This window comes from Streptomyces sp. NPDC003016 (genome assembly GCF_053591455.1).
Genome location: NZ_JBSFTV010000043.1, coordinates 1 through 23,045, shown reverse-complemented (window position 1 = coordinate 23,045; position 23,045 = coordinate 1). Strand labels below are relative to the sequence as shown.

Below are 23,045 nucleotides of genomic sequence, written 5' to 3'. Positions count from 1 at the left end.
CCTGACCGAGGGCTGACCATGACTTTCGAGGGACACACCGATCGTGCGCCGCGCCTCCTGCCGCACCGCGAGCAGGGCGAAGCGCTCCTCGCCATCCGGGAGGCCGCCCCGTCGGCGCCCAGCGAAGAGGGCATCGATCTCTTCGCCGTGCCCGCCGGTGAGGTTCAGGGGCGTGGCTTCAACCTCTCGCGCTTTCACCGGCTCTCGCGCCTGCCGGCCGCGCCGAACAGATCGGTCTCGCCTTCGGCTGACGGCCCGCCGGACGCGGCCTGATTGGCCCGGCCCGGTACCCCGAGTTGGAACTCGAACCGGCCTTGGCCCTATGAGGCGCAACAGCCACCCCTGACGAGAGGATGATCATGACCGTTCCCACTTACGGATCGCCACCGGCTCCGGTCGCGCTGAGCGACCACAGGTCGCGCGCTCTTCTCCTCGACCTCGACGGCGTCCTGCTCGACACGCGTCCCGTGATGCGGAAGGCGTGGCAGAGGGTCCAGGAGATCCATGGCGTCGCGCTCCCCTTCCGCGATTACGAACGCCACCTGGGCCGCGAGTTCGGGGACATCATGCAGCGACTGGGCGTGACCGACACCGAAGCGGTCCGTCAGACGTACGAGGCAGAGTCCGTGGCCACCGCGCACCTCGTGCAGGAGTTCTCCGGCATCGTCGAGACGCTCCACGCCTTCGTGGCCGCCGACTGGCGGCTGGGCGTCGTGACGTCCAAGCACGTCGACCGGGCGGCCCCGCTCCTCGCGCGCCTCGGATGTCCCTTCGCAACCATCCGCACGCCCGCCGGAGCGGGCCGGACGAAGCCGGCCCCGGACCCGCTCCTCCTGGCGCTGGTCGACCTGGGAGTCGACCCAGCCGCCGCCGTCTACGTGGGTGACATGGCGGTCGACCAGGAGTCGGCCGCACGCGCCGGCGTCCCCTATGTACACGCTGCATGGGGCTACGGGCAGCCGACGGTTCCCGACCCCGAGACGGCCACTTCGCCAAAGGAACTGCTGAGCCTCCTCCTCTCGGCCAAGCAGCTCGTCGAGGGGAGCACGGTGTGAGTCCCCGCACGACTGGCGGCCTCGGCTTGGTCCGCTCCTCCAACGACGGAAAGCCGACGTGGACTCTCGTCGGAACCGGCGCCCTGGCGCACGCGCGAACCGACCACGTCCACACCACGGACCTGGAAGCGACGACCGTCGACAAGCAGTTACTGCGCTCCGGCGTCGAAGACGTCATGGCCGCCCTCGACCACTACAGCGCCACACTGGCCTCCACCCCGGGCGGAGCCGGCTGGCTCCACGTCCAGCACGTCCCCGTGCGACGCTTCGTCGCCGAGATCGTGCGCAAGCTCCTGGCCCTGAACGCCTGGGCACCGTTCGCCTCGACCCCAGGGCCCCTGACCCTGGCCCCGTACGAAGGACTCGTGGGACTGCGTTCGAGCAGCTCGCGTGAGTACCTGGCCTACACCGTGACGTGGTCCGGCGTCGCGTACGTGCTCGGTGCTGCGGCACCGCACAACCCGACCCGCTTCGCCCAGCTCCGCAACCGCGCCCGGACGAGTACGGCGAACACGGAGCCGAGTCCGCTCCCCTCGGATCTCGGACGGCAGGACGTTCTGGCGCTGTCGTGGACCTCCCGCCACGCTGCCACGCTGACCCCGGTTCTCGCCGAACTGGCGCGCGGCGGGCAGAGGAGTCTCCTGCTCGATCTCGCCACTGATGCCGCCGAGCGGTGCAGCGCGGGATCGGTCACGGGTATCGAGCTGCGCTCGGCTCCGAGCGACCTCTTCACCCTCTCCGGCACCGCCGAGGGCCTCCACCGTCCCGACGACGAGCACGTCGTCCAGGTGGGAGGTCACGGTGTCCAACTTGCCCGGCTCGTACGACTCTTGTCCGTGCTCTTGGAGACCAGCGGGGGCTGCACCCAGCCGTCGTGGCGGACGATGGTGCGGGCGGAGAGCTGGCTCGACGACATGCTGTCGACCACCCGGCCGCACACCGTCCTGCTGAGCAACGACACCAGCCCCCTGGGTGTGCTGGCCGCGCACGCCGCCGAGCGGCACGGGGCGAACTCGGTGCACGTCCAGCACGGGGCGTGGACGGCGGAATCGGTCGTCTGGCCGGCCCTGCACAGCCGCGACATCGTCGTCATGGGCGAGCAGGACCTCGCCCTGGGCAGAGAGTGGGCGCGCCACCCCGAGGCCGAGGTGCATGTACTCGGGCAGCCCCGCTTCGACGTCCTCGCCGGCCTGAGCCGCCAGGCGCAGCGGCGGTACCTGGAGAAGCTGCTCGCTCCGGGGGGCCGGCGTGCGCCGACCCGGATTGCGGTGTGGGCCTGCCAGCCCTTCAACCCCGATCACCTCAAGTCCCACGCGGACCTCCTCCTGGACGGGCTCGCCGAGGCGGACGGCGACTGGGGGCTCGTCATCGCTCCACACCCGGCGCAGGGAGCCGACGTCTTCAACGCTCTGGTGAAGCGGGCCGGCGGGACGCCCGTCGCGGTGACCGATCCCCGGGTCGGAGCACGAGGCTGCCTCGCCGGCGCTGACGCAATAGCGAGTGCGTACTCGACGTGCGGGATCGAAGCCGCGCTGCTCGGCATCCCGGTCCTCGAAATCGGCCCGCCGGGCGAACGCACCTTGAGCCTGACCGGTCACGGACTGGCGACCCGGTGCGAGGCCACTGGTGACGTCGCCGAAGCGCTCTCCGGCGTGCGCGGGGGCCCTACGCCGATCCCGCGGGCGGCCCTGGACGCGGTCTGCCGGTGGCGCGGCGACAGTGCCGCCCGGATCGCCCGGCTCATCACCGACCGCGCCACCTCCGGCCCGAGGGCCGACGACTCCACCCACCACCACCCGGGCGCCGCTGCGTCGCCCCAGGACGAAGGAGCATCCGTCCGATGACATCCCTCACGGCCGACAGCATCGCCGAGCTGTTCTCCGGCGCCGTCACGCTGGCCAAATCCGGCGAGAAGATCAGCCCCCGGGGCATGGCCACCCACGAAGTCCGCGACGTGCACCTGCTGCTCACCCAGCCGCGTGCCCGCCTGCTCTACGCCCCGCCCGCCCGCATCGTGAATCCGGCCTTCGCCGTCGCCGAAACGGTCTGGCACCTGTCCGGATCCGACGCCCCGTGGATCTTCGACTACAACAACCGGCTGCGGCAGTTCGCCGACGACGGCGTCCTTCTGGGGGCGTACGGACCGAGGATGCGGAACTGGGGTGGCAAGGTCGACCAACTCGCTCGCGTCGTGGAGATCCTCCAGGCCGACCCCGACTCCCGGCGAGCCCTGATCCAGCTCTACGACCCGGCCCAGGACGCCGCCGGACACAAGGACGTGCCCTGCACCCTCGGGTTCCGGTTCCACCTGCGCGCCGGCCGCCTGCATATGGCGACCATGATGCGCGGCCAGGACGTATGGATCGGCATGCCATACGACGTGTTCTTCTACACCGTGCTGCACGAGCTGGTCGCCGGATGGCTCGACGCGGAACTCGGCGAGTTCCACCTGCACATCGGCTCGCTGCACATCTACGACGAGCACATCGAGCAGGCCGACGCGCTGACCTCGCTCTCGGCGAGCGAAATCATGCCCGACCTGCGAACGCCCTGGACGGGATTCTCCGGCCTGCTCGACCAGGTCGAGGCCCGCGACGTGACCGGCCATCCCGGCTGGGACGCGATGGCCGAGACGCTGCGCAGTTACCGGCTGTGGAAGGACGGCAAGCGCGAGCAGGCGTGGCGGGCGGCCGACGCGATCGACGGGCCCCTCGGCCAGGCCCTCACCGCCTGGTACGGAGAGCTGGAGCGGCGCTCGACCAATCGCGCCGCGACGGCCGGGGCAAGGTGACCGCCGCCATGAAGCGCACCCCCTCCGTCGTCCTCGGCCTGTGCTCGTACACCCACGACTCGTCGGCCGCTCTTCTCGTGGACGGTGAACTCGTCGGCTTCGTCGAGGAGGAACGCCTCACCGCGCAGAAGCACACCAAGCTCTACCCGGCCCGCGCCGTGGGATGGCTCCTCGACCAGGCCAAGCTGAGCGCCAGCGAGGTGGACGCCGTCGCCTACAACTTCCAGCCCGTCCGCTACCTCGCCGAGTCGCCCGCCGCCCTGCGCATGGCGCTCTCGCCGATGACCCGCGACCGCAGCCTGGCCCGCGCCCACGGGTTCGCCAAGGTCGCTCTGCGGACCCGGCTGCGGCTGCGCGTCCTTGGCAGTCAGTTCCCCTCGGCCCGCGTCACACCGGTCCTGCACCACCGAGCCCACCAGCTCACGGCCTTCGCCGCCTCCGGCTGGGAGGAATCCGCCGTACTCGTGGTCGACAGCCTCGGCGAGCGGCAGACCACCACCATCGCCCACGGCCACGGCATCCAGCGCCCCCGCCTCCAGCCCTTGGGAGCGATCAACGACCCGGCCTCCCTCGGGTACGTGTACGGCGCCGTCACCGAGCACCTGGGCTGGAGGCGTGGCGACGAGGAAGGCACCGTCATGGCGCTGGCCGCCCTCGGCGACCCCGCCCGCTTCCGGCACCTGTTCACCACGGCCGTCCGCACGACGGCCACGGGCTTCCGCATCCAGCCCGGCTACTTCCCGACGCGCACCCTCACCTCGGGATACCCGAGGACATCCCGGCGGTTCGTCGCCGAGACCTGCCCCGAGCGGCACCCGAGCGAGCCGCTCACCGACGTCCACCGAGACCTGGCAGCTGCCCTCCAGGAGCGGACCGAGCAGGTGATGGTTCACCTCGCCCGCCGCGCCCGTGTGCTCACCGGCTCCCGGCGCCTGTGCGTGGGCGGCGGCGTCGCCACGAACTGCGTCAGCATCGGGAAGATCATTGAGGCTGACATCTTCGACGAGGTGTTCGTCCCGCCGGCACCCGGAGACGCCGGAACGGCCATCGGGGCAGCCCTCGCCGTGCACGTCGATGGGCGCAGCCCTCGCCCGGTCGCCGGTATCGCCCGCCACTGTTACCTCGGCCCCTCCTACGAGGACCAGCCCCTCGACCTGACCCCCTGGCCCGGCCTCCACCAGAAGACCCTCGGCATCGAGACCGCCGAGTTCCTCGCCGACCAGCTCGCCCACGGCATGATCGCCGGACTCTTCCAAGGAGGAGTCGAAGCCGGACCGCGCGCCCTGGGCAACCGCTCGATCCTCGCCTCCCCACTGGAGCCCGGCGTCGTCGAGCGGCTCAACGCCACCGTGAAGTTCCGCGAGCCGTTCCGGCCCTTCGCCCCCGTGGTCCCCGCCGAGCGCGCCGCCGAGTTCTTCACCCTCGGCCAGCCGGCGCCGTACATGTCGATGGCCTCCGGGGTGACAGACCTGACGCGCGAGCGGGTGCCGGCCATCGTGCACGCCAACGGCACCTCCCGCCTGCAGACCGTCACCCGGTTGCAGAACCCGTTCATGCACGCGGTGCTGACCGCCTTCGGCCGCCGGACCGGCGTACCCGTGCTGATCAACACCTCCCTCAACGTCAAGGGCAAGCCGATCTGCGGGACGCCCGAGATGGCCCTGGACTGCCTGGCCAGCTCCGGCCTCGACGCCCTGCTCCTCGAAGGGCGGTGGATCACCAAATGAAGATCGGGTACAGCTTCTGGGGCTTCCTCGGCAACGGCGTCACCGACACCCCCGACGGAGGCCGCAGCCACCGCCGCCCCTTCATCGACGCCCTCATTGCCCGCGGTCACGAGATCGTCTTCCTCCAGCCCGACCGCGACCGCCTCGAAGCCGACGACGACCTCGGCGGCGCGTACACCTTCGACGACGGCCTGCCCGGCATCGACGCCCTGTTCCTGGAGTGGCGCTGGGCCATCCCCGGCCGCAACACCACCGTGTGCGGCAGCGGGGGGCACACCTGCGACCTCCACCGGCAGGCCCAGCTCATCAACCACTACACGGCCCGGTCTCAGACGCCCACCGTCATCTGGGACAAGGACCGCACCCTGCGCGCCGAGAGCGTGTGGCGCCGTACGGCCCACACCCGCGTCTGCGAGGCCGCGCTCGCCCCGACGCTCGGCGCGCACTCGCTGCTCTTCCCCGTCGCCGAGGACCTCCTTGCCCAGGCCGATCCCCTCATCCTGGCGGCGCGGCCTCGGGATCTCGCGCTCGGCTACGTGGGCAACCAGTACGACCGCGACGAGCCCTTCGACCGCTTCTTCGCCCCGGCCGCCGCCCGCGTCGAGCACGTGGTCGCCGGGAAGTGGACGAAGACCGGCCGCTGGCCGCACGTCCGCTTCGCGGGCCGGATCCCGTTCGAGGACGCCGCCGCCGTCTACGGCCGGTCCCTGGCCACGGTGCTCATGCTGCCCGAGCGGTACGCCGCCGTCGGGCAGATGACCCAGCGCATCTTCGAGGCCGTGCTCGCCGGCTGCCTGCCGCTGGCCCCGGTGGACATCCGCTTCGCCGACCGGTTCGTCCCGAAGGAACTGGTCGTGCGCTCCGGCAGCGACGTGCTCGAACGCCTCTCCTACCTGCGCGAGATCGCCGGCACCGAGCAGCACGCCGCCCTAATCGCCACATGTGTGGACCGGCTGCGCCTGTTCGGCCTGTGCAAGCAGGTCAACACCTTGGAGTCCGTCCTGCACGGCCTCCTCCAGGTCACAGCGGCCGAGCGGGGAGCTGCCTGATGCAGACCGCTCGATCGACCACGGCGCGCGGATCCTCCGGGCGCGTCCCGGAGGATGGGTCCGCCGGACACCCGAACCTCTCTACGCTGGAGCACCATGAAGAAGGTCGCCATCGTCGGCTGCGGAGGCAGCGGCAAATCCCACGTGGCCCGCGAACTGGGCAGGATCCTCGACGCCCCGGTGACGCACCTGGACGCCGCGTTCTACGACGACGAGTGGAACGCGCTGCCCATGGACAAGTTCACCGACGTGCAGCGCGAGCTGGTCGCGCAGCCGCGGTGGGTGATCGACGGCAACTACAACTCGACGCTGCAGGTACGGCTCGAAGCCTGCGACACGGTGGTCCTGATGGACGTGTCGACCGTGGCGGCGCTGTACGGGATCTTCTCCCGGCAGATCCGGCACGGGGCCGGGCACAAGGGCAACGGGATTCACAACCGCATCCACTGGGGCGTGATCAAGTACGTCGCCACGTACCGGCGCAAGATGCGACCCCGCGTGATGGCGAAGATCGAGAAGTTCGGCTCCGGCGCCGATGTGGTGCTGCTGGCCAACCGGCGCCAGACGCGCCGCTGGTTGCGGAAGGTCGCCGCCGAGCAGTCCTGACCGGTCCGCGCCCCCGGTCAGGGGGTGCGGCATGAACGAGCCCAACCCGTTCCTGGACCCCGCCCGGCAGCGGGAGCTGTACGGACACGCCTCGCGGCTGGCCGGGCGGACCAGCGCCCTGATGCGTGCCAAGACCGCCGGACACCCGGTGCCCGAGACGATCGTCAGCCTGGTACAGACCCACCACGCCCGGCCCGACCGGCTCGGCGTCGTGCTCGACATCGGCTGCGGTCGCGGTACGAGCAGCCTCGTCATCGCCGAGCAGCTCCGGCCCAAGCGCGTCGTGGGCCTGGACGCCGCCCCCTCCCTGCTCGCCCAAGCCCGCGAGCGCGCCAAGGACCTGCCCGACAGCACGGTGGAGTTCGTCGAAGGCGACTTCCACGACCTCTCCCTGCCCGACGGGTCGAGCGACATCGTCGTCGCGGCGTTCTGCCTCTACCACTCGCCGCGTCCCGAGGACGTCGTCGGGCAGATCGCCAGGGTCCTCGCCCCTGGAGGTCTGGCCGTGCTCGTCACCAAGGGCCTCGACAGCTACCGGGAGATGGACCAGCTGGTCGCCTCCGCCGGCCTCGATTCGCGTGCCGCCCAGCGCGAGAGCCTCTACACCGCAGCCCACAGCGGCAACCTCGCCAACGTGGTCGCCTCCTCGCTCGACGTGATCGCCGTCCTGGACGAGGAACACGTCTTCACCTTCGACAGCCACGACCACACGGCGCAGTACCTGGCCACCAACCCCAAGTACGACCTGGCGCCCGGCCTGTACGGCAACCCCGGTGCCCTGGCGGCGACCCTGCACGAGTTCCTTCCCGACCGGCCGCTGACCACCCGGTCCCGGATCACCTTCGTCGTCGCCCAGCCGAAGGAAGAGAGGAGAGCCGGCATGAGCCCCGCCCCGTTCACCAAGCACTACGCGGAACCCGAGCGCGCGGCGTGCGCGGTGCGCCACTACCGGTGGCTCACCGCGCACGCCAAGCCGCTGCGGCAGCCGGCCCTCCACACCGCCGGACCGCGGTTCCTGACGTTCGAACGGATCGAGGGCCGCCCCGTACGCCCCGAGGACCTTCCGCGCATGGCGGAACTGCTGGGCCATGCCCACGGTGCCGCCTGGGCCAGCGACCTGCACTCCGCATCGCTGGACACCCCGCACCACTTCCAGGACGGCACGCAGTTCGACGACTACCTCGGTCCCCGGAGGATCGCTCTGCGGCGACGCCACGAGCAGGGCTACCTGCCGAACAAGACGGCGCTGCACGCGATGCTCGGCCTGCTGGAAGCGACCGCCGAGGGACCTTGCGCCTTCTATAAGGACAGCAACCCGCGGAACTTCATCATCACCACGCAAGACATCGTCGCCGTCGACACCGACGACCTGTCCCTCGCCCCGCTGGGCTACGACCTCGCCAAGCTCATCGCGACGCTTCACCTGACCTACGGGCCGCTCACGGACCAAGCCGTCACCACCGCCCTGCTCGCGTACAACGCGGCAGCCCGACGCCACGACGCCCGGCTGGGCACCACGGACCGGGGACAGCTCGACAGCTTCCTGGGCCTGCACGCCGTGCTCACCGCCCCGTACGTCGGCCGCAACGGCTACCGCTACAGCCTGCCCCTCCGTTTCAGCCACCGAGGAGCCTCATGATCACCACCGAACTCGTCTTCGTCCGGCACGGCCAGGCCCAGTGCAACGCCGACGGCCTCGTCGGGGGCCCGCGCACCTGCACCGGCCTGACCAACCTCGGGTACGCCCAAGCCGAGCAGGCCGCGCGCCGCCTGGCCACCGAGCATCTGAAGAAGCCCTTCGACGTGATCTACACCGGCCCGCGGATCCGCCTCGTCCAGACCGGCGAGATCATCGCCCAGACGCTCCAGATCCCCGTGCACCACGACGACCGACTCGACGGCCCGGTCCACGGCGACGCCGACGGCCAGCCCTGGGACGCGGTGAAGACGGCCGCCGACGGCGGGCCGCACGCCCACCCCGACACGCCCTGGGCCAACGGCTCCGACACCTGGAACGGGTTCCTGGAGCGCGCCAGCAGGAACCTGAGCCAGCTCATCGAGGAGAACCATGGCAAGCGCGTCGTCTTCGCCGCCCACGGGGAGACGGTGATCACCGCCCACACCCTGCTGCTCGGCATCCCGATCGGCTCGCCGGCCGGATTCACCCACAACCACGCCTCCATCACCCGCTGGCAGCACCACCGTAACCGCCTGGGTCAGACCCGCTGGATGCTCGACCGGCACAACGACACCGAGCACCTCAGTCTCCTCACGCCGGAGCCGACCCCGTGATCGCGACCTCGGACGACCCCCGGATACGACTGGCGCACCACCTCCTTGGCGCGGTCGACATCGCAGCGGACCCCGCTCTCCCGCCCCGCGTCGTACGCCTGGTGGCCGGCGACGGGCGTCAGTTCATTGCGAAGCAGCACGCGGAGCGAGACCGGTACGCCGGAGAACTCCACGCCTACGGGGCGTGGGTGACCCATCTGAGCGGCCATGCGCCGGAGTTGGTCGGCCGGGACGACGCCACCCACACCCTGCTGCTCACCGCACTCGCAGGCGACCGCGCGGACACCGTCGCTCCGGGCTCGCCCGAGGAGGAACTGGCCCACCACGAGGCCGGGCACGTACTCGGCAAGCTGCACCGAGCCACCGCCATGCCCCAGGGCGGAGCCGTCGGCGTCTCGCTCGCCGAGCGGTTCCAGCGGTGGATCGACCGGGCCGTCCACGCCGACCTGCTCGACGCGGCCGAGGAGAACCTGCTGAAGCACCACGCGGTGATCCTGGGCACCAGCCACATGGACAGCGCGATCTGCCACCTCGACTACCAGCCGCGCAACTGGCTGCTCGGCGACACCTTCGGCATCTACGACTTCGAGCACATGCGACGCGATGCCCGGGTCCGCGACTTCGCCCGGCTCGAATTCCGACGCTGGCAGGCCGCACCCCACCTCCGCACCGCCTTCTTCCACGGCTACGGGCGCCCACCGAACGACACCGAACGACGCCTCCTGGAGTCCTTCGGCGCCATCGAGGCGGCCACAGCCCTGGTCAAGGGCCACCAGGAGGACGACGCCGCCCTCAGCGCGCACGGCAGAACCGTCCTGTCCCGGCTCACCTGACCTACCCCTTCGACGACACCTCTCTGGAGATCCCCGTGCCACAGCACGAGCAGCCCCCGACCAACGCTGCCCCCCGACGGGCCGTGGTGACCGGCTCCGCCGGATTCATCGGCTCCCACCTCGCCCACGCCCTCGTCCAGGCCGGCACCACCGTGATCGGCGTGGACCGCCGAGACCCGTCCACCGACCCGACGGCCGCCGCCAACCTCGCCGCGCTGCGAGGACGCCCGGGATACCACCACGTCACGGCCGACCTCCTCCACTGCGCGATCGACCCGCTCCTGATCGACGCCGACGCGGTCTTCCACCTCGCCGGCATCCCCGGTGTACGGCCCTCCTGGGGGCCGCAGTTCGGCGACTACCTCGCGTCCAACGTGCTGGCCACCCACCGCGTCCTCGAAGCCTCCACCCGGATCGGCGTCCCCCGACTGGTCGTCGCCTCCTCCTCCAGCGTCTACGGTCCGACCGACGGCGACGCGAGCCTCGAGACCGACCGCCCCAATCCCGCCTCCCCGTACGCCGTGACCAAGCTGGCCGAGGAGCAGCTCTGCCTCGCCTACGCCGAGCGCCCCGGCGGCCCCAGCGTCGTCGCCCTGCGGTACTTCACCGTCTACGGCCCCCGGCAGCGCGCCGACATGTTCACCCACCGCGCCCTGCACGCCGCCCTGACCGGACAGCCCCTGCGCCTGTACGGAGACGGCCACCAGCGCCGCGACTTCACCTACATCGACGACGCGGTCACCGCCACGATCGCCGCCGGCGTCAATCCGAATGCTCACGGCCCCATCAACGTCGGCGGCGGCTCGAACGCATCGCTGCTGGACGTGGTCAACATCGCCAACAGCCTCACCGGACGCGAGATCCAGCTCCACCAGGACTACGTGCGCAACGGGGACGTTCTCGTCACGCGTGCCGACCCCAGCCGTGCGGGAGAGGTCCTCGGCTGGCAGCCGCGCGTCGACCTCCACGGCGGACTGCGCGCTCACATGCAGGCTCTGGCCGCCCCGGTGCCGGACTACAGCCGGGCCGCGTAGCCCTACGCCTCGGAACCCGAGAGGAGTGCCCATGGAAACCCCCGAGCGAGCACGGCTGGACGCCTTCTTCCGGAGGATCACCGCGCAGTTCCCCGCCGAGCAGGCGATCACGACGCTGGTCATCACCCACCTGCTCCCGGAACGACCGGCGTTCTTGCACGCCATGACCGCGGTGTCCACGATCGGCGCCGTCCTCCCCAAGCCCCGGTCGATCCACCAGCCGACCCTCGACACCGTCCGCCGCACCCTGCCGGTCCACGACCTGAGCCGGGAGCGGTTCACCGACGAGACCCAGGCCCTGCACTACCTGGAGGACACGGCCGGCGGCCAGGACATCGTCCTGGTCGACATCGGCGGGTACTTCGCGGCCAGCCTCGACACCCTCGTGAACAAGTTCTCCGGCCGCATCCTCGGCGTCGTCGAGGACACCGAAAACGGACACCAGCGGTACGCGGCTCTCGGCTCGCTGCCGTGCCCGGTCGTGTCCGTGGCCCGCTCACCGCTCAAGGACTGCGAGGACCACCTCGTCGGCCGGTCCATCGTGTTCTCGACCGACGCCCTCGTCCGCGCCCGCGGGGACATCCTCACGAGCCGCAGCGCCTGCGTCATCGGCTTCGGCAAGATCGGCCGCTCGATTGCGCAGACCCTGCGCGCACAGGACCTGCGCGTCACCGTGTACGACAACGACGCGGTCAAGCGGGTACAGGCGCACGCCCTCGGATTCCGCACCAGCTCGTCCACCACCGAGGCCGTCCACGACGCGGAACTCGTCCTCTGCGCCACTGGCAATCTCGCCCTCCGGCACGAGGATTTCGCCGCCCTGCGCAACGGCGCCTACCTCGGATCGGTGACCTCTTCCGAGGATGAACTCGAGCTCAGCAGCCTTGATGACCTCTACGAACGCCAACCCGTCGGACCGCAGTTGACTCGATACGAGGTCACTGGCCACTACTTCTACGTCCTCGCCGACGGAGGTGCCGTCAACTTCGTGCACGGTGCCGCCGTCGGCACCTACATCCACCTCGTCCAGGCCGAGATACTCGCCGCCACCGCCGCACTCAGCCACGCGCGACTCCAGCCCGGACTGCACGAGATGCCGGCGGCCGACCGCGACACCATCGCCAGAACCTGGCTCCGCCACTTCGAAAGGTGACCTCGTTGCCTCCCTCCACCGAACACGTCCGTGCCGTCACGGAGGCGTACCTCGCCCGCCACCCGGACGAGCGCGCCTCCCTGACGATGCTGTTCGCCGTGCTCGCTGGCGCGGACGATCCCACCAGCCGCAAGACTTCCCCGCCCACGTGACCTGCAGCGCCATCCTCATCAACGGTGAACGGCACGTGCTCCACATCCTGCACAAGGCGTCCGGGAAACTGTTGGCGCCCGGCGGGCACAACGAACCGTCCGACCAGCTCCTGCGCGACGCAGCCCTGCGCGAACTGCACGAGGAGGCCGGCATCCCGCCCAGCGCCGTCGTCGCCCTCGCCGGCCACGAGGACATCCCCCTCGACATCGACGTGCACGCGATCGACGCGAACCCGTCGAAGAACGAGCCGGCCCACCACCACGTGGACTTCCGCTGGGCCTTCCACCTCGGGGCCGATCACGCGGTGACGCTGCAGGAAGAGGAGGTCGACGGCTACCAGTGGCGGCCGTTCGCGACCACCGCCTCACCCACCGTCCGCGCCAAGCTCGCCCAGCTCACCTGAAGCCCCCCGAACCCGACCACCTGGAGGACGCCGTGGCCGCCACCACAGCCCGACCGACCGACGCCGAACGGCGCCGGCACATCGCCGTCATACCCTGCCGCTGGGGTGCCTCCCGCTTCCCCGGCAAACCACTGGCCCTCCTCGGCGGGAAGCCGCTGCTCTGGCACGTCCACCAGCGCTGCCTGGAGGCCAAACGCCTCGACGGAGCCATCGTCGCGACGGACGACGAACGTATCGAAGCAGCGTGCCGCGAACTCGGCATCGACAGCATCCGTACCGGTGAGCACCTCACCGGCACCGACCGCGTCGCGGAGGTCGCCGAACGCCTGCCAGCCGACGGATACATCAATGTCCAGGGCGACGAGCCGTTCATCTCGCCGACCGCCATCAACGACGTCTCCGAAGCCCTGGAATTCGCTCCGCCCGGCACCCTCGCCGTGAACGCCTACACCGAGCTGGTCGATGTCGGCGCCGTCCTGGACCACAACGTCGTCAAGGTCGTCGTCACGGCCCACAGCGAGGCCCTCATGTTCTCGCGCCAGCCCATCCCGTACCCCAGGGGCGACCGGCCGAAGTACCTGCGCCAACTGGGCCTCTACGGCTTCACAGGCGAGGCTCTCCAGCACTTCCGGCTGCTCCAGCAGAGGCCCTTGGAGCGTGCCGAGGGAGTGGAGATGCTGCGCTTCGTCGAACACGGCCACGCCGTGCGGATGGTGCCCGTCCTGGACGACGGAGTGGCAGTAGACACTCCCGAGGATCTGGCGCGAGCCGAACGTCTCCTCGACCAGCACCACTGAGACATCCGCGCGAACGCAACCCTTCCTGTTGGACGACTCGTTGCATTTATCGGCCGTCAACTAGGTTATTTAGGCGACGGGTCAGCGAAGGTCCTCGGGCTTTCTGGGCAACGGTGCTTGGCGAGAAATGGAGTGCCTCCTGCCGCTTTTGATCTTGCTTTGCCCTAGTGATCCGTCACACCCGGGTGACCTTTGCAACACGTTCTTCTCTCATGATCACTTAATCCCCCTTGTACGCTTAGGCGCGGACAGTGCGTGCCGGTCCAGCACCGTGCGCATCGAATACGGCTCCAGCCTGCCAGCGCCTCGCGTACGCGCATTGAGGTATGGGGTCTGCAGTGAGAATGGAGCGACTATGCGTTGGCGTAGGGATCTTTCACGTCGCGCCCTTATGAGGGAATGCGAGAGGAAGCTCGCTGATCTCCCTATACCAACCCCCTTCAGCGTCGAGACGCTGGTGAGCAATATGGAAAGCGCGCTGAGGCGTCAGATCCAGTTGGTCCCACTGTACGACCCCGACGGGGGCCTAGGGACTGCGTGCGGCCTTCGGGTGAAAACTCCCGAGGCAACGATCATTCTCTATCGTCGCCGCTCAAGCAGAAATCAAACAGAACACATAATCCTCCATGAGATCGCGCATGAGTGGATGGATCACGGCACCACTCTGACGGCCGTTGAAATCGAGCGCTACGTCCCTGAGCGTATCCGGCAAGAAGTGCTTCGGCGCTACCCATCAGCCCTCATTCAAGCGCGCGTAGATTTCGACAGCCACGAGGAGAAGCAGGCCGAGCTTTCAGCGTCATTGATCAAGCGCCTGGCACGTCGCCAGTCTGCTACCGGAGACGATGTGATCAGCCTGTTGGAGTATTCGTTGGCGCATCCGGTTGCCCCGCCGCGGCGTCGGCGGTAGCTCCACAAGATCCGCAATCTCGCACTGCCCAAGTCTGCACTCTGCAGGGCCCGTGAGCGGCGACAGGTGTGGCATCTATAGATCGACTGATTCCGTGTTCGACTCCTTCAAATACTTCACTGCTGCAGTCATGACGCTGATCTCCATCTGGCGTTTCCCGGCTGTCAGGTATGGCGATGCGCATCGTAGGGCGCTCTGGGGCGGATACGCCGGATTTGCAGTGGCCCTGTGTCTATACACTCCAGCAGCAATGGACGCGGTCGATCGCATTCCGGTGGTCGATCTCAGCGCCCTGCTCCGGCACTTTGCCAGCACGGCGGCGATCATGGCGGCCCTGACCTATGTCGCCACCAGCTACGGCAAGACCGCTGAGGCGGTCGTGCCCAGGCACGTGGAGTTCTCACGGTGGGTCGCCCGAGCGTCGTACAAGGCCGGAGCCGTCGGCGTGGTGCTGCTCGCGATCCTCTTCTTTACCGTTGTTCAAAGAGATCGGCCGAGCGAGGACTTTCTCGTTAACCATGCGGGAGAATGGGGTGTCGCGGTCTACATGACCGTGTTCTATTTCTTTCCGCTAGTCACCACCGCCGTATGCGGCTATCAGTGGACGAGGGCGGCACGCCGAGCTGAGAGCACGAGCATGCGCATCGGGCTCGGTTTGATGGGTTTCGCGATGTGGATGGGGCTCGTTCACACGATAGCCAGAATTGCCATCTTGTGGAGTGCCGTAGTATTCCCGCTCAGTCAATCGACGGTGCGATTCCTGGTCGATGCCACTGCGATCTGGATGAATCTCCTTTTCGTTATCGTCGCAGTAGGGGCAAGCATCCCGACGACCCGCGCGGCTGCTGCACGATGGAAGACGTTCCGAACCCTGAACTTGATCTATCCGCTCTGGTTCGATCTAGTCGAGGCTTTTCCCGGAACAAGCCTGTACCCGCCCAGCCGACGGATCACGGAACTCTTGCAGTTCCGCGTCCCGATTGATGTTCGCTTGGACCGATGGACGCAGGATATCTCCGACGCCTGCGAGAAACTGCGCTACTATGTGCCATGCGACTTGATGTTTGCTGCGGAGGATAAGGCGTCCCCACACTCCGATCCCGAGCCTGCTGCGGAGGCATACTGGATAAAGGCTGGCCTTCTTGCCGCTAACGCGGAATCCGTCAGGCCGTCTTCGGCCACCCTGATGAGAGACAAGCCGTTCGTGGACACCGAAAGTGAAGCTGCGTGGTACGTGCGAGTCAGCACGGTCTACACGCAGATCACCGGTGACCAAGCGCGAGAAGTTCTTTTTGACTCCGAGAAGTTGGAATCGGAATCTCGGCGGTAGTTCTGGAGCACGGGGTGCGTCGGGTTGCCGTATCCGTGTTTTCGGCGTGTGCGCCCTGTCGCTCGGAGATGCGATCTTGTAAGGCTTGCGTGAGATTCGGCACCACCGGGCGTGCGGTCGCGACTGGTACCGTGGGCAAGGCGGAAAAGGAGCTTCTGCTCCGCCCTGTAAGTGCACTTCCTGGCCTGCGATGCGCAGCTTCTGCGACCGCCATGTACGCCGGGTCCGCGACGCTGTCCGGTCTGGATAGGCGTCCGAAATCTCAGCAATGGAGTTCCCCGCATGTCCAACCGCCGTACCGGCCTCATTCTTGATTTCGGAGGCGTTCTCACCACCCCCCTGCTGCCCGCTGTGTTGGCGTTCGAGCAGCGTGAAGGGCTTCCCCAGGGGGCCTGCCTCACTGCCCTGTACAAGGACCCGGAGGGCGTCCGGATCACTAGCGATCTGGAACGCGGAGTGGTGTCCCAGCGCGAGTGGAACGAGTTCGCCGGCAGGATGCTGAATGTGCCGGCGGACGGGCTGATGGGGAGGATCTTCGGCGACCTCCGTCCTGAGCCGCTGCTGATCGACGCTGCCGCCGCAGCACGCCGGGCCGGGATCAAGGTCGGCATCCTGTCGAATTCCGTGGGCCTGGAGCCGTGGGACCTGTATGCCGGCTACGAGCTGGAGAAGCTGTACGACGTCGTCGTCATCAGCGAGCACCACATGATGCGTAAGCCCGACGCCCAGCTCTTCGAGACCACGCTGAAGCTGATGGGCCTGCCTGCCGAAGAGTGCGTCTTCGTCGATGACACCGAGGCGTACGTCCAGGCAGCGGAGCAGCTCGGCCTCGCGGGAGTGCACAACCAGGACCCGAAGCAGACGGTCGCAGCCCTGTCCGAGCTGTTCGACGTCGACCTGGCCGTTTCATAGATCGGCGTCGATTCTGTCCGTGGGAAGGGACTACGGCTCGGCCTCCCCGGAGGCCGAGCCGTAGTCCCTTCGTGTATCCGGTCCGAGAAGTGTGCTGGCCCGGCCAGAGCCGAGGAGCGATAGGCGGTCAGGGATCCTCGGACGCGCCCGCAAGGCGGCGGTACCGCAACTGATCTCCCCCGCCCGCTACTAGCGGGGCTGCTCCTTGTCCTGAACCTCGGACAGAGCGTGCCGCAGCTCTCCTACGAGCCTGTTGATGTCGGCCATCGATCTCCGGGAGAGGATCTCGCTGCCGCGTGCGGCCAAGCCGAGGATGTGCCCCTGGTGAATCGAGTCGATGAAGCGAACAGCCTCCAGGAACTCCTGGACCATGGGGCTCAGTTCGGCGTCATCGCCGAACAGCCAGGCGGGGACCTGGAAGGCGTGCGCCAAGCCGGCGCGCACTTCATCCGATGCCGCGGTCTCGGTTCCGTCGCGCAGCTCGCCGATGCCCTCGGCGGTGACGGCTGCGGTCGGCGCATGCTCGTTGACGAGTCGCGCGATCTCCGCGTCGGAGAGCGCCTCCTCGCCAGTGGAACCGTACTGCAGGAGAAAGTTGATCTTTTCTCCGATCGTGCGAGGCGCGGCCTCTTGAACGCCGTATGGGGCGGTGGTGCGAATGCCGAACGAGCGATCCTGCGCCGCGAGCAGCTCCTCCTCGGTCACCCCGTACGCCGCCGCCAGCGGCTTCACATAGCTGGCGTTGAGCCTGCGCCGCCCGGACTCGGCGTTGCTCACCGGCCCCCGGCTTGCGCCGATGATTTCGGTGGCCTCCGTCACGCTGAGACCGGCGTCACAGCGTAGGAGCTGTAGGTCCGGCGGCCCGTCGTGGGGGAACAGTTCGTCGAGTGGTTCGTTGAGCGCCGTGGCGATCGCCGGCAGCTTCTCGCCCTTGGGAAAATCCTTCCCGGATTCCCATCGTGCGACGGTGGCACCGCTGACGCCCACCAGTTCGCCCAGCTGCCTCTGGTGCATGTCCCTGCGTCGGCGGACAGCACGCACGCGGCTGCCGTCGAACTGGCGAGGGGGCACTGGGACTCCTGGTGCGAGGTGGCGATGGGCTCGGTGTCGGGGTCAACTGTAAGCCAGGGTTGATGCATTTTCGAAACTGACGTACGTTTCCGTATCGCACCTGTTGATCAGGCCCGATTCTACGGTGCCGAGCCCTGGGGGACCTCTGTGCATATTCGTATGCCATAACCGCTCAGGCGACAAGCGCTTGCAGCGCTTGCCGGGCGGCATGGATCCACGTCGGCATCGCCCTCCTGAGAGCGGCCGACACGGAGTAAGACGACCGCAAACGATCTTCCGGGCAACGGGATGGACTTGTCCGCGGGGTCTACGTATGTTCGTCGTCCCACGCCGGGCAGCACCCCGGAAAGAGGCCGATGACCTGCGAAAAGGAGGCGGGACGGATGTCGGCATACGACCCGTGACCTGACCCCGAAACTGAAACCGGCGCCGAGGAGCTACCAACTCCCAAGCGCCGGGCTGGCACCCCGAGGGGCGCCAATTACACATCACGCGGGCGGCAGGGCTTCTTGCACGAGACCGCCGCACCGCGCTCCTTCGAACAACGGAGTATCGCATGCTCGCCACGCCGAGCGGAAGCCCGGCCTGCGCGGACGACGGCCGTCCGCGCCGCCTCGCCGCACAGCTCGCCGACATGATCCCGGGGGCGGCCACGATCCGGGTCAGCCTCACCGACCCGACACAGACGTGGCCTCATCTGCGCGCCGTCGTCAAGGACGAGGCCGGTAGGACCCTGGAGCTGGGCCGCCCGACCGCCAGGGTCGCGGCACGCTGGATCCTGCGGGTCTGGCCGGAGGTGGACTGGATTCGCCCCCACACCTTCTGCCTTGTCGACGCCACCCTGACCCGCAGCGACCTGGTCGCCGCTGAGCAGGGCCGCTGAGATGGCCCGGATCCGAACCGTCAAGCCGGAGGCGTTCACGTCCGAGTCGCTCGCCGAAGTGACCGTGGCGGCCGAGCGGACCTTCTTCGGCCTGCTCACCCAGGCCGACGACCATGGCCGCCACCGGGACAACGCCGCAATCATCGCGGGGCTTCTCTGGCCCCTGCGCGCCGAGCACACCTCGGTCCACGTCGAAGACGACCTCCACCAGCTCGCGAACGCCGGACTGATCTGCCGATACACCGGATGCGACGGCCGCCTCTACCTCCACATCGTGACCTGGTCCGAGCACCAGAAGATCGACAAGCCGAGCCAGTCGCGCCTGCCCTCGTGCCCGCAGCACCAGGCTGCCGACCGGTGCGCCCCCTGCAAGGGCTCCTGCTCCCGGAGGGGGAAGGGCTCGCCCACCACTTCCCGAGGACTCGCTGAGACCTCGGCGAGGGCACCCCGAGCCCTCGATCTGCCCGCCGCACCCTCCTCGACGGTGTCGGAACAGGCAGACGGGCCAAGCGCCGACCGGCAGGACGCCGCCGATGGAGCCAGCAGCGCACCCGGGCGGACCGGAGTTAAAAGTGCAGGTCAGAGGGTTGTCTCCGGCGGCTCCCCGAACCTTCCCCGAAGCCTCCCCGAAGGCTCGGCGCCTGGATCTAGGATCTTGGATCCTGGATCTCTTGTCCCTACGGGGCGCACAGCGCCCGCAGCCGGCATCTCCGCCAAGGACCTCGTCGGGGAGTACGTCGCCGGGTGCGACCAGCGTCCCCCGAGCGACGTGATCGGGCACCTCGGCCGGATCATCAAGAAGCTCCTGGACGAGGGCATCGCACCGGCGCACATCCGAGCCGGGCTGGCGAACTTCACGGCCAACCCCAAGCACCCGAGCGTGCTGACCAGCATGGTCAACGAGGCGATGAACGCTCGCCCCGGCGGTTTGGCGCGGCCGGGAATCCGGCCTAACGTGCCCGCCCACCAGGCGTGGACCAACCCGGCCAACGCTTCTGCCGCCTACGCCGAGGAGCTGTGATGCACACCCGTCACCGCGAACCCCAGCTCCTCGGCAACGAAGCCACGCTGGAGCGCATGGCCCGGATCCTGGCCGCCCGCAACATCGACCCGGCGGACGCCGCGCTGCCGGACGACGCCGAGCCCTTCTCACCGCTGGACGCTCTGCTCGCCGGGATGCCCCCGCGCTATCAAGCGGCTGTCGCCGATCACCCCACGGTCCTGGAGTGGGTCCGGAAGGTCACCGACGCGGCCGTCGCCCCCAGCCGAGGAGCCCGACGACAGGTCACCACCGGCCCTAGCTTGCTGATGGCCGGGGTCGTCGGCGCGGGCAAGACGCACCAGGCGTACGGCGCGGTCCGAGCGCTGGTGCAGAGCGGGGTCGGCGCGCGCTGGCGGGCGACCACCGCCGCCGACCTCTACGCCTATCTCCGCCCCCGGCCCGGGGTCGACAGCGAGCGGGAGCTGGCGGCCGTCAGCCGGTGCCCGCTGCTGATCATCGACGACCTCGGCGCGGCCAAGGCGAGCGAGTGGGTCGAGGAGATCACGTACCGGCTGATCAACCGGCGGTACAACTACGAACTCCCCACGCTGATCACGACCAACCTGGCGATCAAGGACCTGCGTTCCTACCTCGGGGACCGAGTCGCCAGCAGGCTCGCGCAGATGACCACCCGAGTCGAGTTCGAGGCCGTCGACCGCAGACGCCACAGCGCCGCCGCCTGACCCTCCACAGGCCACCCCGCCGGACCGCGCCCTCGCACCGCCGTCCCCCCGGGCACCTACCGCCAGCGCACCTCTCCGCCGACGCCCCTGCGCGCGGAGAGCGATCGGAGCACCCCGCATGACCAGCACGATGAATGGCCCCGCCCAGCACCGTCAGCTCGGCGACCAGACCTGGCAGGCCGACGCCGTCTGCCAGAGCACCGAGTACAACCCGGTGGACCCCGAAGTCTTCTTCCCCGAACCCGACGAGACCGCCAAGATCGCCACGGCCAAGGCCCTGTGCGGCCAGTGCCCGGTCCGGCGCCCCTGCCTGGACGCCGCTCTCGAAGGGGGTGACACCGACGGGATCCGTGGCGGCCTGACGGAAGAGGAGCGCGGGCCGCTGCACGACAAGCTCGCCAGCCGCCTCGACTACAGCCGCGTCAATGCCACCATCGCCGGACGCGACGTGCACCTCACCCATACGGAGCGCCGCGCGGTCGAGTACGCGGCCTACCGCCACGGGGTGAGCGAGCAGCGCCTGGCCTGGCTTCTGAAGGTCACCGAGGAGCACGCCAAGAAGCGATACCGCGAGATCCGCCGGGCCGAGCGCAACCGAACCCTGAACCAGCCCACCACGAACACCACACCCCCCGAGACCAGCGGCGAGCGCCTGATCCGCGACGACTTCGGGACGGCGGCATGAATATCGCAAGCGCGTCGAAGACGGCGCACATATCCGGGTGGGACCGCGCGGCTGTCGTGGCGCTCGGGGGCGCGGGGTGCGCGCTGTCGTACGACGCCCTGCAGCAGATGGCCGTGGCCATCCACATCCGAGGCTTCCTTACCTACCTGTTCCCCCTGGTGATCGACGGGTTCATCGCCTACGGCATCCGAGCCCTCCTGGTCCTGCGCAACGCACCACTGCGCGCCCGGCTCTACGTCTGGACGCTCTTCGGCACGGCCACCGCCGCCAGCATCTGGGCCAACGCACTCCACGCGGTGCGCATCAACCAGGACACGGTCGCCGGCACCGGCCTCCAACTCGGTGACGCGGTGGTCGCGGTGCTCTCCACCATCGCCCCGCTCGCACTGGCCGGAGCGGTCCACCTCTACATCCTCATTGCCCGGGGCCCGGTCGAGGACTCTGGCCGGCAGAACCTCGGTCAGCCCGGTCACCTCGGTGAGACCGACCGGAGCGACGCTATCGAGGTCACCCGGACCGACCGAGCCGGTCAGCAGCGGTCAGCGGCCGGTCAGGTCAAGTCCGGTCAGTCGGTCACCGCTCTGACCGACCGGCTGCCGCTGTCCCCGACCGACGAGGACACCGCCGCCCGGTCAGTGACCGGAGACTCGACCCCGGCGACCAGCGGCCACTCGGTCACCGACCACCACAACCGCAGCCACGGTGCCCCTGACCTGCCGGGACAGGCGGACAAGGGCCGGACGGTCACTGACCGCCCCAGCAGTGCGGCCCCGGTCGGTGATGACCAGGACAGCCCGGCGGCGGTCAGTGCCCCGCCGGTCACCTCGCCGCCGGTCACTGACCGGGCCGCTCGGTCGACTGGTGACCGGCGTCCTGACCCGGACACCGAGGAGCTGCTGGCGATCGCCCGGTCGGCGGTCGGGGCCGAGGACAAACTGACCCGCAAGGTGGTCGCCCAGGCGATCCGAGGTCAGCAGATCCCGCTGTCCAGCGACACCCTGACCGCGCTGATGGCTCAGCTGCGTGAGCAGCACCGCCAGCCGGTCACTTCCTCCCGGCCCTGACCGAACCTCCACGGAGTGGGTGACCGAACCGGTCACCCCGGCCGGTCACCCACTCCGCATGTCACCGACACCCCCCGCCACAGCAGAAGCGGAGAGCACCCGATGCGCACTCACCCGGCCACGCCCGCCGAAGTCGACTCCTGGCTGACCGTCCTGCACCAGCACGGACACCTCCACCGCGCCCAGTCCGGCCCCGACACCACCTGGATCGTGCAACGCGAGCAGCATGACCGGCCCTGGACCCTGCACCACCCCGTCCTGGCCATGGACTGGATCGAGGAACTCGTCCGCGAAATCCAGCAGCAGGACCCGGAGACGAGCCGGTGAACACCAACGACCCGGTGGCCACCTCCGCTGGACAGCAGCGTGACGCCACCACGGCTCCTGGCGGAGCAAGTTGTCGCGTACGACGGTCCTACGGCCCGTCGTACGCACTTGCCCCCGCCCCAGAGGGCGGGGGAAGTCCGGTTGGTCCCCGAGCGAGGGCGCTCGGGGACGACCTTGGCCTTCTCGGTTGCGTAGTTCACGGTGGCCTCGACACCGTCCATGCGGTTGAGCTTCTTCTCGATACG

General features: G+C 69.0%; 25 protein-coding genes. 24 read left to right on the top strand and 1 reads right to left on the bottom strand.

Annotated elements, in window-relative coordinates; genetic code table 11:
* Window positions 1–18: 18 nt before the first annotated feature.
* The 18 genes from ACWDZ4_RS29130 (at window position 19) to ACWDZ4_RS29045 (ending at window position 17,045) form a co-directional block, all read left to right on the top strand.
* Window positions 19–273, top strand: a complete 255-nt coding sequence (locus tag ACWDZ4_RS29130; RefSeq protein WP_451511379.1) for a hypothetical protein — start codon at window positions 19–21, stop codon at window positions 271–273.
* A gap of 86 nt (window positions 274–359) precedes the next feature.
* Entirely contained in the window at window positions 360–1,055 is a 696-nt protein-coding gene (locus tag ACWDZ4_RS29125; RefSeq protein ID WP_451511378.1) for an HAD family hydrolase, read from the top strand.
* Window positions 1,052–2,899: a hypothetical protein gene (locus tag ACWDZ4_RS29120; RefSeq protein ID WP_451511377.1), complete on the top strand. Its 1,848-nt coding sequence runs from the start codon at window positions 1,052–1,054 to the stop codon at window positions 2,897–2,899. Before ACWDZ4_RS29125 ends, ACWDZ4_RS29120 begins: the two co-directional genes overlap by 4 nt.
* Window positions 2,896–3,846 carry a thymidylate synthase gene (locus ACWDZ4_RS29115; RefSeq protein WP_451511376.1) on the top strand — a complete coding sequence of 317 codons (951 nt, stop codon included), beginning with the start codon at window positions 2,896–2,898 and terminating at the stop codon, window positions 3,844–3,846. The genes ACWDZ4_RS29120 and ACWDZ4_RS29115 overlap by 4 nt, the downstream gene beginning before the upstream one ends.
* 8 nt (window positions 3,847–3,854) lie before the next feature.
* Window positions 3,855–5,573, top strand: coding sequence for a carbamoyltransferase family protein (locus ACWDZ4_RS29110; RefSeq protein ID WP_451511375.1), 1,719 nt, complete (start codon window positions 3,855–3,857; stop codon window positions 5,571–5,573).
* Window positions 5,570–6,622, top strand: a complete 1,053-nt coding sequence (locus ACWDZ4_RS29105; RefSeq protein ID WP_451511374.1) for a glycosyltransferase family protein — start codon at window positions 5,570–5,572, stop codon at window positions 6,620–6,622. Before ACWDZ4_RS29110 ends, ACWDZ4_RS29105 begins: the two co-directional genes overlap by 4 nt.
* 96 nt (window positions 6,623–6,718) lie before the next feature.
* The gene (locus ACWDZ4_RS29100; protein WP_451511373.1) at window positions 6,719–7,228 is read left to right on the top strand and encodes a topology modulation protein; all 510 of its coding nucleotides are present in this window, start codon (window positions 6,719–6,721) and stop codon (window positions 7,226–7,228) included.
* Between the two features lie 31 nt (window positions 7,229–7,259).
* Window positions 7,260–8,867: a class I SAM-dependent methyltransferase gene (locus ACWDZ4_RS29095; RefSeq protein WP_451511372.1), complete on the top strand. Its 1,608-nt coding sequence runs from the start codon at window positions 7,260–7,262 to the stop codon at window positions 8,865–8,867.
* Complete coding sequence (locus tag ACWDZ4_RS29090; protein ID WP_451511371.1) at window positions 8,864–9,520, top strand: histidine phosphatase family protein; 657 nt, start codon at window positions 8,864–8,866, stop codon at window positions 9,518–9,520. The genes ACWDZ4_RS29095 and ACWDZ4_RS29090 overlap by 4 nt, the downstream gene beginning before the upstream one ends.
* Window positions 9,517–10,353, top strand: a complete 837-nt coding sequence (locus ACWDZ4_RS29085; RefSeq protein WP_451511370.1) for an aminoglycoside phosphotransferase — start codon at window positions 9,517–9,519, stop codon at window positions 10,351–10,353. Before ACWDZ4_RS29090 ends, ACWDZ4_RS29085 begins: the two co-directional genes overlap by 4 nt.
* 35 nt (window positions 10,354–10,388) lie before the next feature.
* The gene (locus ACWDZ4_RS29080) at window positions 10,389–11,387 is read left to right on the top strand and encodes an NAD-dependent epimerase/dehydratase family protein (protein ID WP_451511369.1); all 999 of its coding nucleotides are present in this window, start codon (window positions 10,389–10,391) and stop codon (window positions 11,385–11,387) included.
* 31 nt (window positions 11,388–11,418) lie between these two features.
* Window positions 11,419–12,540 carry an adenosylhomocysteinase gene (locus ACWDZ4_RS29075; RefSeq protein ID WP_451511368.1) on the top strand — a complete coding sequence of 374 codons (1,122 nt, stop codon included), beginning with the start codon at window positions 11,419–11,421 and terminating at the stop codon, window positions 12,538–12,540.
* Window positions 12,537–12,692, top strand: coding sequence for a hypothetical protein (locus tag ACWDZ4_RS29070; protein ID WP_451511367.1), 156 nt, complete (start codon window positions 12,537–12,539; stop codon window positions 12,690–12,692). Before ACWDZ4_RS29075 ends, ACWDZ4_RS29070 begins: the two co-directional genes overlap by 4 nt.
* Window positions 12,689–13,096: an NUDIX hydrolase gene (locus ACWDZ4_RS29065; protein WP_451511366.1), complete on the top strand. Its 408-nt coding sequence runs from the start codon at window positions 12,689–12,691 to the stop codon at window positions 13,094–13,096. Before ACWDZ4_RS29070 ends, ACWDZ4_RS29065 begins: the two co-directional genes overlap by 4 nt.
* 32 nt (window positions 13,097–13,128) lie before the next feature.
* Window positions 13,129–13,893, top strand: coding sequence for a 3-deoxy-manno-octulosonate cytidylyltransferase (locus ACWDZ4_RS29060; RefSeq protein ID WP_451511365.1), 765 nt, complete (start codon window positions 13,129–13,131; stop codon window positions 13,891–13,893).
* A gap of 466 nt (window positions 13,894–14,359) precedes the next feature.
* Window positions 14,360–14,803 (top strand): hypothetical protein, encoded by a 444-nt coding sequence (locus tag ACWDZ4_RS29055; RefSeq protein ID WP_451511406.1) that lies wholly within the window; start codon window positions 14,360–14,362, stop codon window positions 14,801–14,803.
* 94 nt (window positions 14,804–14,897) lie between these two features.
* The gene (locus ACWDZ4_RS29050; protein WP_451511364.1) at window positions 14,898–16,133 is read left to right on the top strand and encodes an MAB_1171c family putative transporter; all 1,236 of its coding nucleotides are present in this window, start codon (window positions 14,898–14,900) and stop codon (window positions 16,131–16,133) included.
* A gap of 282 nt (window positions 16,134–16,415) precedes the next feature.
* Entirely contained in the window at window positions 16,416–17,045 is a 630-nt protein-coding gene (locus tag ACWDZ4_RS29045; protein ID WP_451511363.1) for an HAD-IA family hydrolase, read from the top strand.
* 189 nt (window positions 17,046–17,234) lie between these two features.
* On the opposite strand, the gene ACWDZ4_RS29040 is transcribed toward ACWDZ4_RS29045, so the two are convergent.
* Window positions 17,235–18,116: a helix-turn-helix domain-containing protein gene (locus tag ACWDZ4_RS29040; RefSeq protein WP_451511362.1), complete on the bottom strand. Its 882-nt coding sequence runs from the start codon at window positions 18,114–18,116 to the stop codon at window positions 17,235–17,237.
* A 556-nt stretch (window positions 18,117–18,672) separates the two neighbouring features.
* Between ACWDZ4_RS29040 and ACWDZ4_RS29035 the strand changes: the two genes are divergently transcribed.
* The 6 genes from ACWDZ4_RS29035 to ACWDZ4_RS29010 all read left to right on the top strand — a co-directional run bounded on the left by ACWDZ4_RS29035 (window position 18,673) and on the right by ACWDZ4_RS29010 (window position 22,800).
* Window positions 18,673–18,999 (top strand): transcriptional regulator, encoded by a 327-nt coding sequence (locus ACWDZ4_RS29035; RefSeq protein WP_451511361.1) that lies wholly within the window; start codon window positions 18,673–18,675, stop codon window positions 18,997–18,999.
* Window position 19,000: 1 nt separating this feature from the next.
* Window positions 19,001–20,020 (top strand): hypothetical protein, encoded by a 1,020-nt coding sequence (locus tag ACWDZ4_RS29030; protein WP_451511360.1) that lies wholly within the window; start codon window positions 19,001–19,003, stop codon window positions 20,018–20,020.
* Window positions 20,020–20,724, top strand: coding sequence for an ATP-binding protein (locus tag ACWDZ4_RS29025; RefSeq protein ID WP_451511359.1), 705 nt, complete (start codon window positions 20,020–20,022; stop codon window positions 20,722–20,724). The genes ACWDZ4_RS29030 and ACWDZ4_RS29025 overlap by 1 nt, the downstream gene beginning before the upstream one ends.
* 118 nt (window positions 20,725–20,842) lie before the next feature.
* Window positions 20,843–21,409 carry a WhiB family transcriptional regulator gene (locus tag ACWDZ4_RS29020; protein WP_451511358.1) on the top strand — a complete coding sequence of 189 codons (567 nt, stop codon included), beginning with the start codon at window positions 20,843–20,845 and terminating at the stop codon, window positions 21,407–21,409.
* Complete coding sequence (locus ACWDZ4_RS29015) at window positions 21,406–22,473, top strand: DUF2637 domain-containing protein (protein WP_451511357.1); 1,068 nt, start codon at window positions 21,406–21,408, stop codon at window positions 22,471–22,473. The genes ACWDZ4_RS29020 and ACWDZ4_RS29015 overlap by 4 nt, the downstream gene beginning before the upstream one ends.
* Window positions 22,474–22,575: 102 nt before the next feature.
* Complete coding sequence (locus ACWDZ4_RS29010; RefSeq protein WP_003972986.1) at window positions 22,576–22,800, top strand: hypothetical protein; 225 nt, start codon at window positions 22,576–22,578, stop codon at window positions 22,798–22,800.
* Window positions 22,801–23,045: the final 245 nt, after the last annotated feature.

Coding starts and splice junctions, on each gene's coding strand:
- ACWDZ4_RS29115 (WP_451511376.1), top strand. CDS start 2,896: ATGACATCCCTCACGGCCGACAGCATCGCCGAGCTGTTCTCCGGCGCC.
- ACWDZ4_RS29105 (WP_451511374.1), top strand. CDS start 5,570: ATGAAGATCGGGTACAGCTTCTGGGGCTTCCTCGGCAACGGCGTCACC.
- ACWDZ4_RS29090 (WP_451511371.1), top strand. CDS start 8,864: ATGATCACCACCGAACTCGTCTTCGTCCGGCACGGCCAGGCCCAGTGC.
- ACWDZ4_RS29055 (WP_451511406.1), top strand. CDS start 14,360: ATGGAAAGCGCGCTGAGGCGTCAGATCCAGTTGGTCCCACTGTACGAC.
- ACWDZ4_RS29100 (WP_451511373.1), top strand. CDS start 6,719: ATGAAGAAGGTCGCCATCGTCGGCTGCGGAGGCAGCGGCAAATCCCAC.
- ACWDZ4_RS29030 (WP_451511360.1), top strand. CDS start 19,001: ATGGCCCGGATCCGAACCGTCAAGCCGGAGGCGTTCACGTCCGAGTCG.
- ACWDZ4_RS29045 (WP_451511363.1), top strand. CDS start 16,416: ATGTCCAACCGCCGTACCGGCCTCATTCTTGATTTCGGAGGCGTTCTC.
- ACWDZ4_RS29015 (WP_451511357.1), top strand. CDS start 21,406: ATGAATATCGCAAGCGCGTCGAAGACGGCGCACATATCCGGGTGGGAC.
- ACWDZ4_RS29020 (WP_451511358.1), top strand. CDS start 20,843: ATGACCAGCACGATGAATGGCCCCGCCCAGCACCGTCAGCTCGGCGAC.
- ACWDZ4_RS29035 (WP_451511361.1), top strand. CDS start 18,673: ATGCTCGCCACGCCGAGCGGAAGCCCGGCCTGCGCGGACGACGGCCGT.
- ACWDZ4_RS29125 (WP_451511378.1), top strand. CDS start 360: ATGACCGTTCCCACTTACGGATCGCCACCGGCTCCGGTCGCGCTGAGC.
- ACWDZ4_RS29025 (WP_451511359.1), top strand. CDS start 20,020: ATGCACACCCGTCACCGCGAACCCCAGCTCCTCGGCAACGAAGCCACG.
- ACWDZ4_RS29075 (WP_451511368.1), top strand. CDS start 11,419: ATGGAAACCCCCGAGCGAGCACGGCTGGACGCCTTCTTCCGGAGGATC.
- ACWDZ4_RS29010 (WP_003972986.1), top strand. CDS start 22,576: ATGCGCACTCACCCGGCCACGCCCGCCGAAGTCGACTCCTGGCTGACC.
- ACWDZ4_RS29095 (WP_451511372.1), top strand. CDS start 7,260: ATGAACGAGCCCAACCCGTTCCTGGACCCCGCCCGGCAGCGGGAGCTG.
- ACWDZ4_RS29130 (WP_451511379.1), top strand. CDS start 19: ATGACTTTCGAGGGACACACCGATCGTGCGCCGCGCCTCCTGCCGCAC.
- ACWDZ4_RS29110 (WP_451511375.1), top strand. CDS start 3,855: ATGAAGCGCACCCCCTCCGTCGTCCTCGGCCTGTGCTCGTACACCCAC.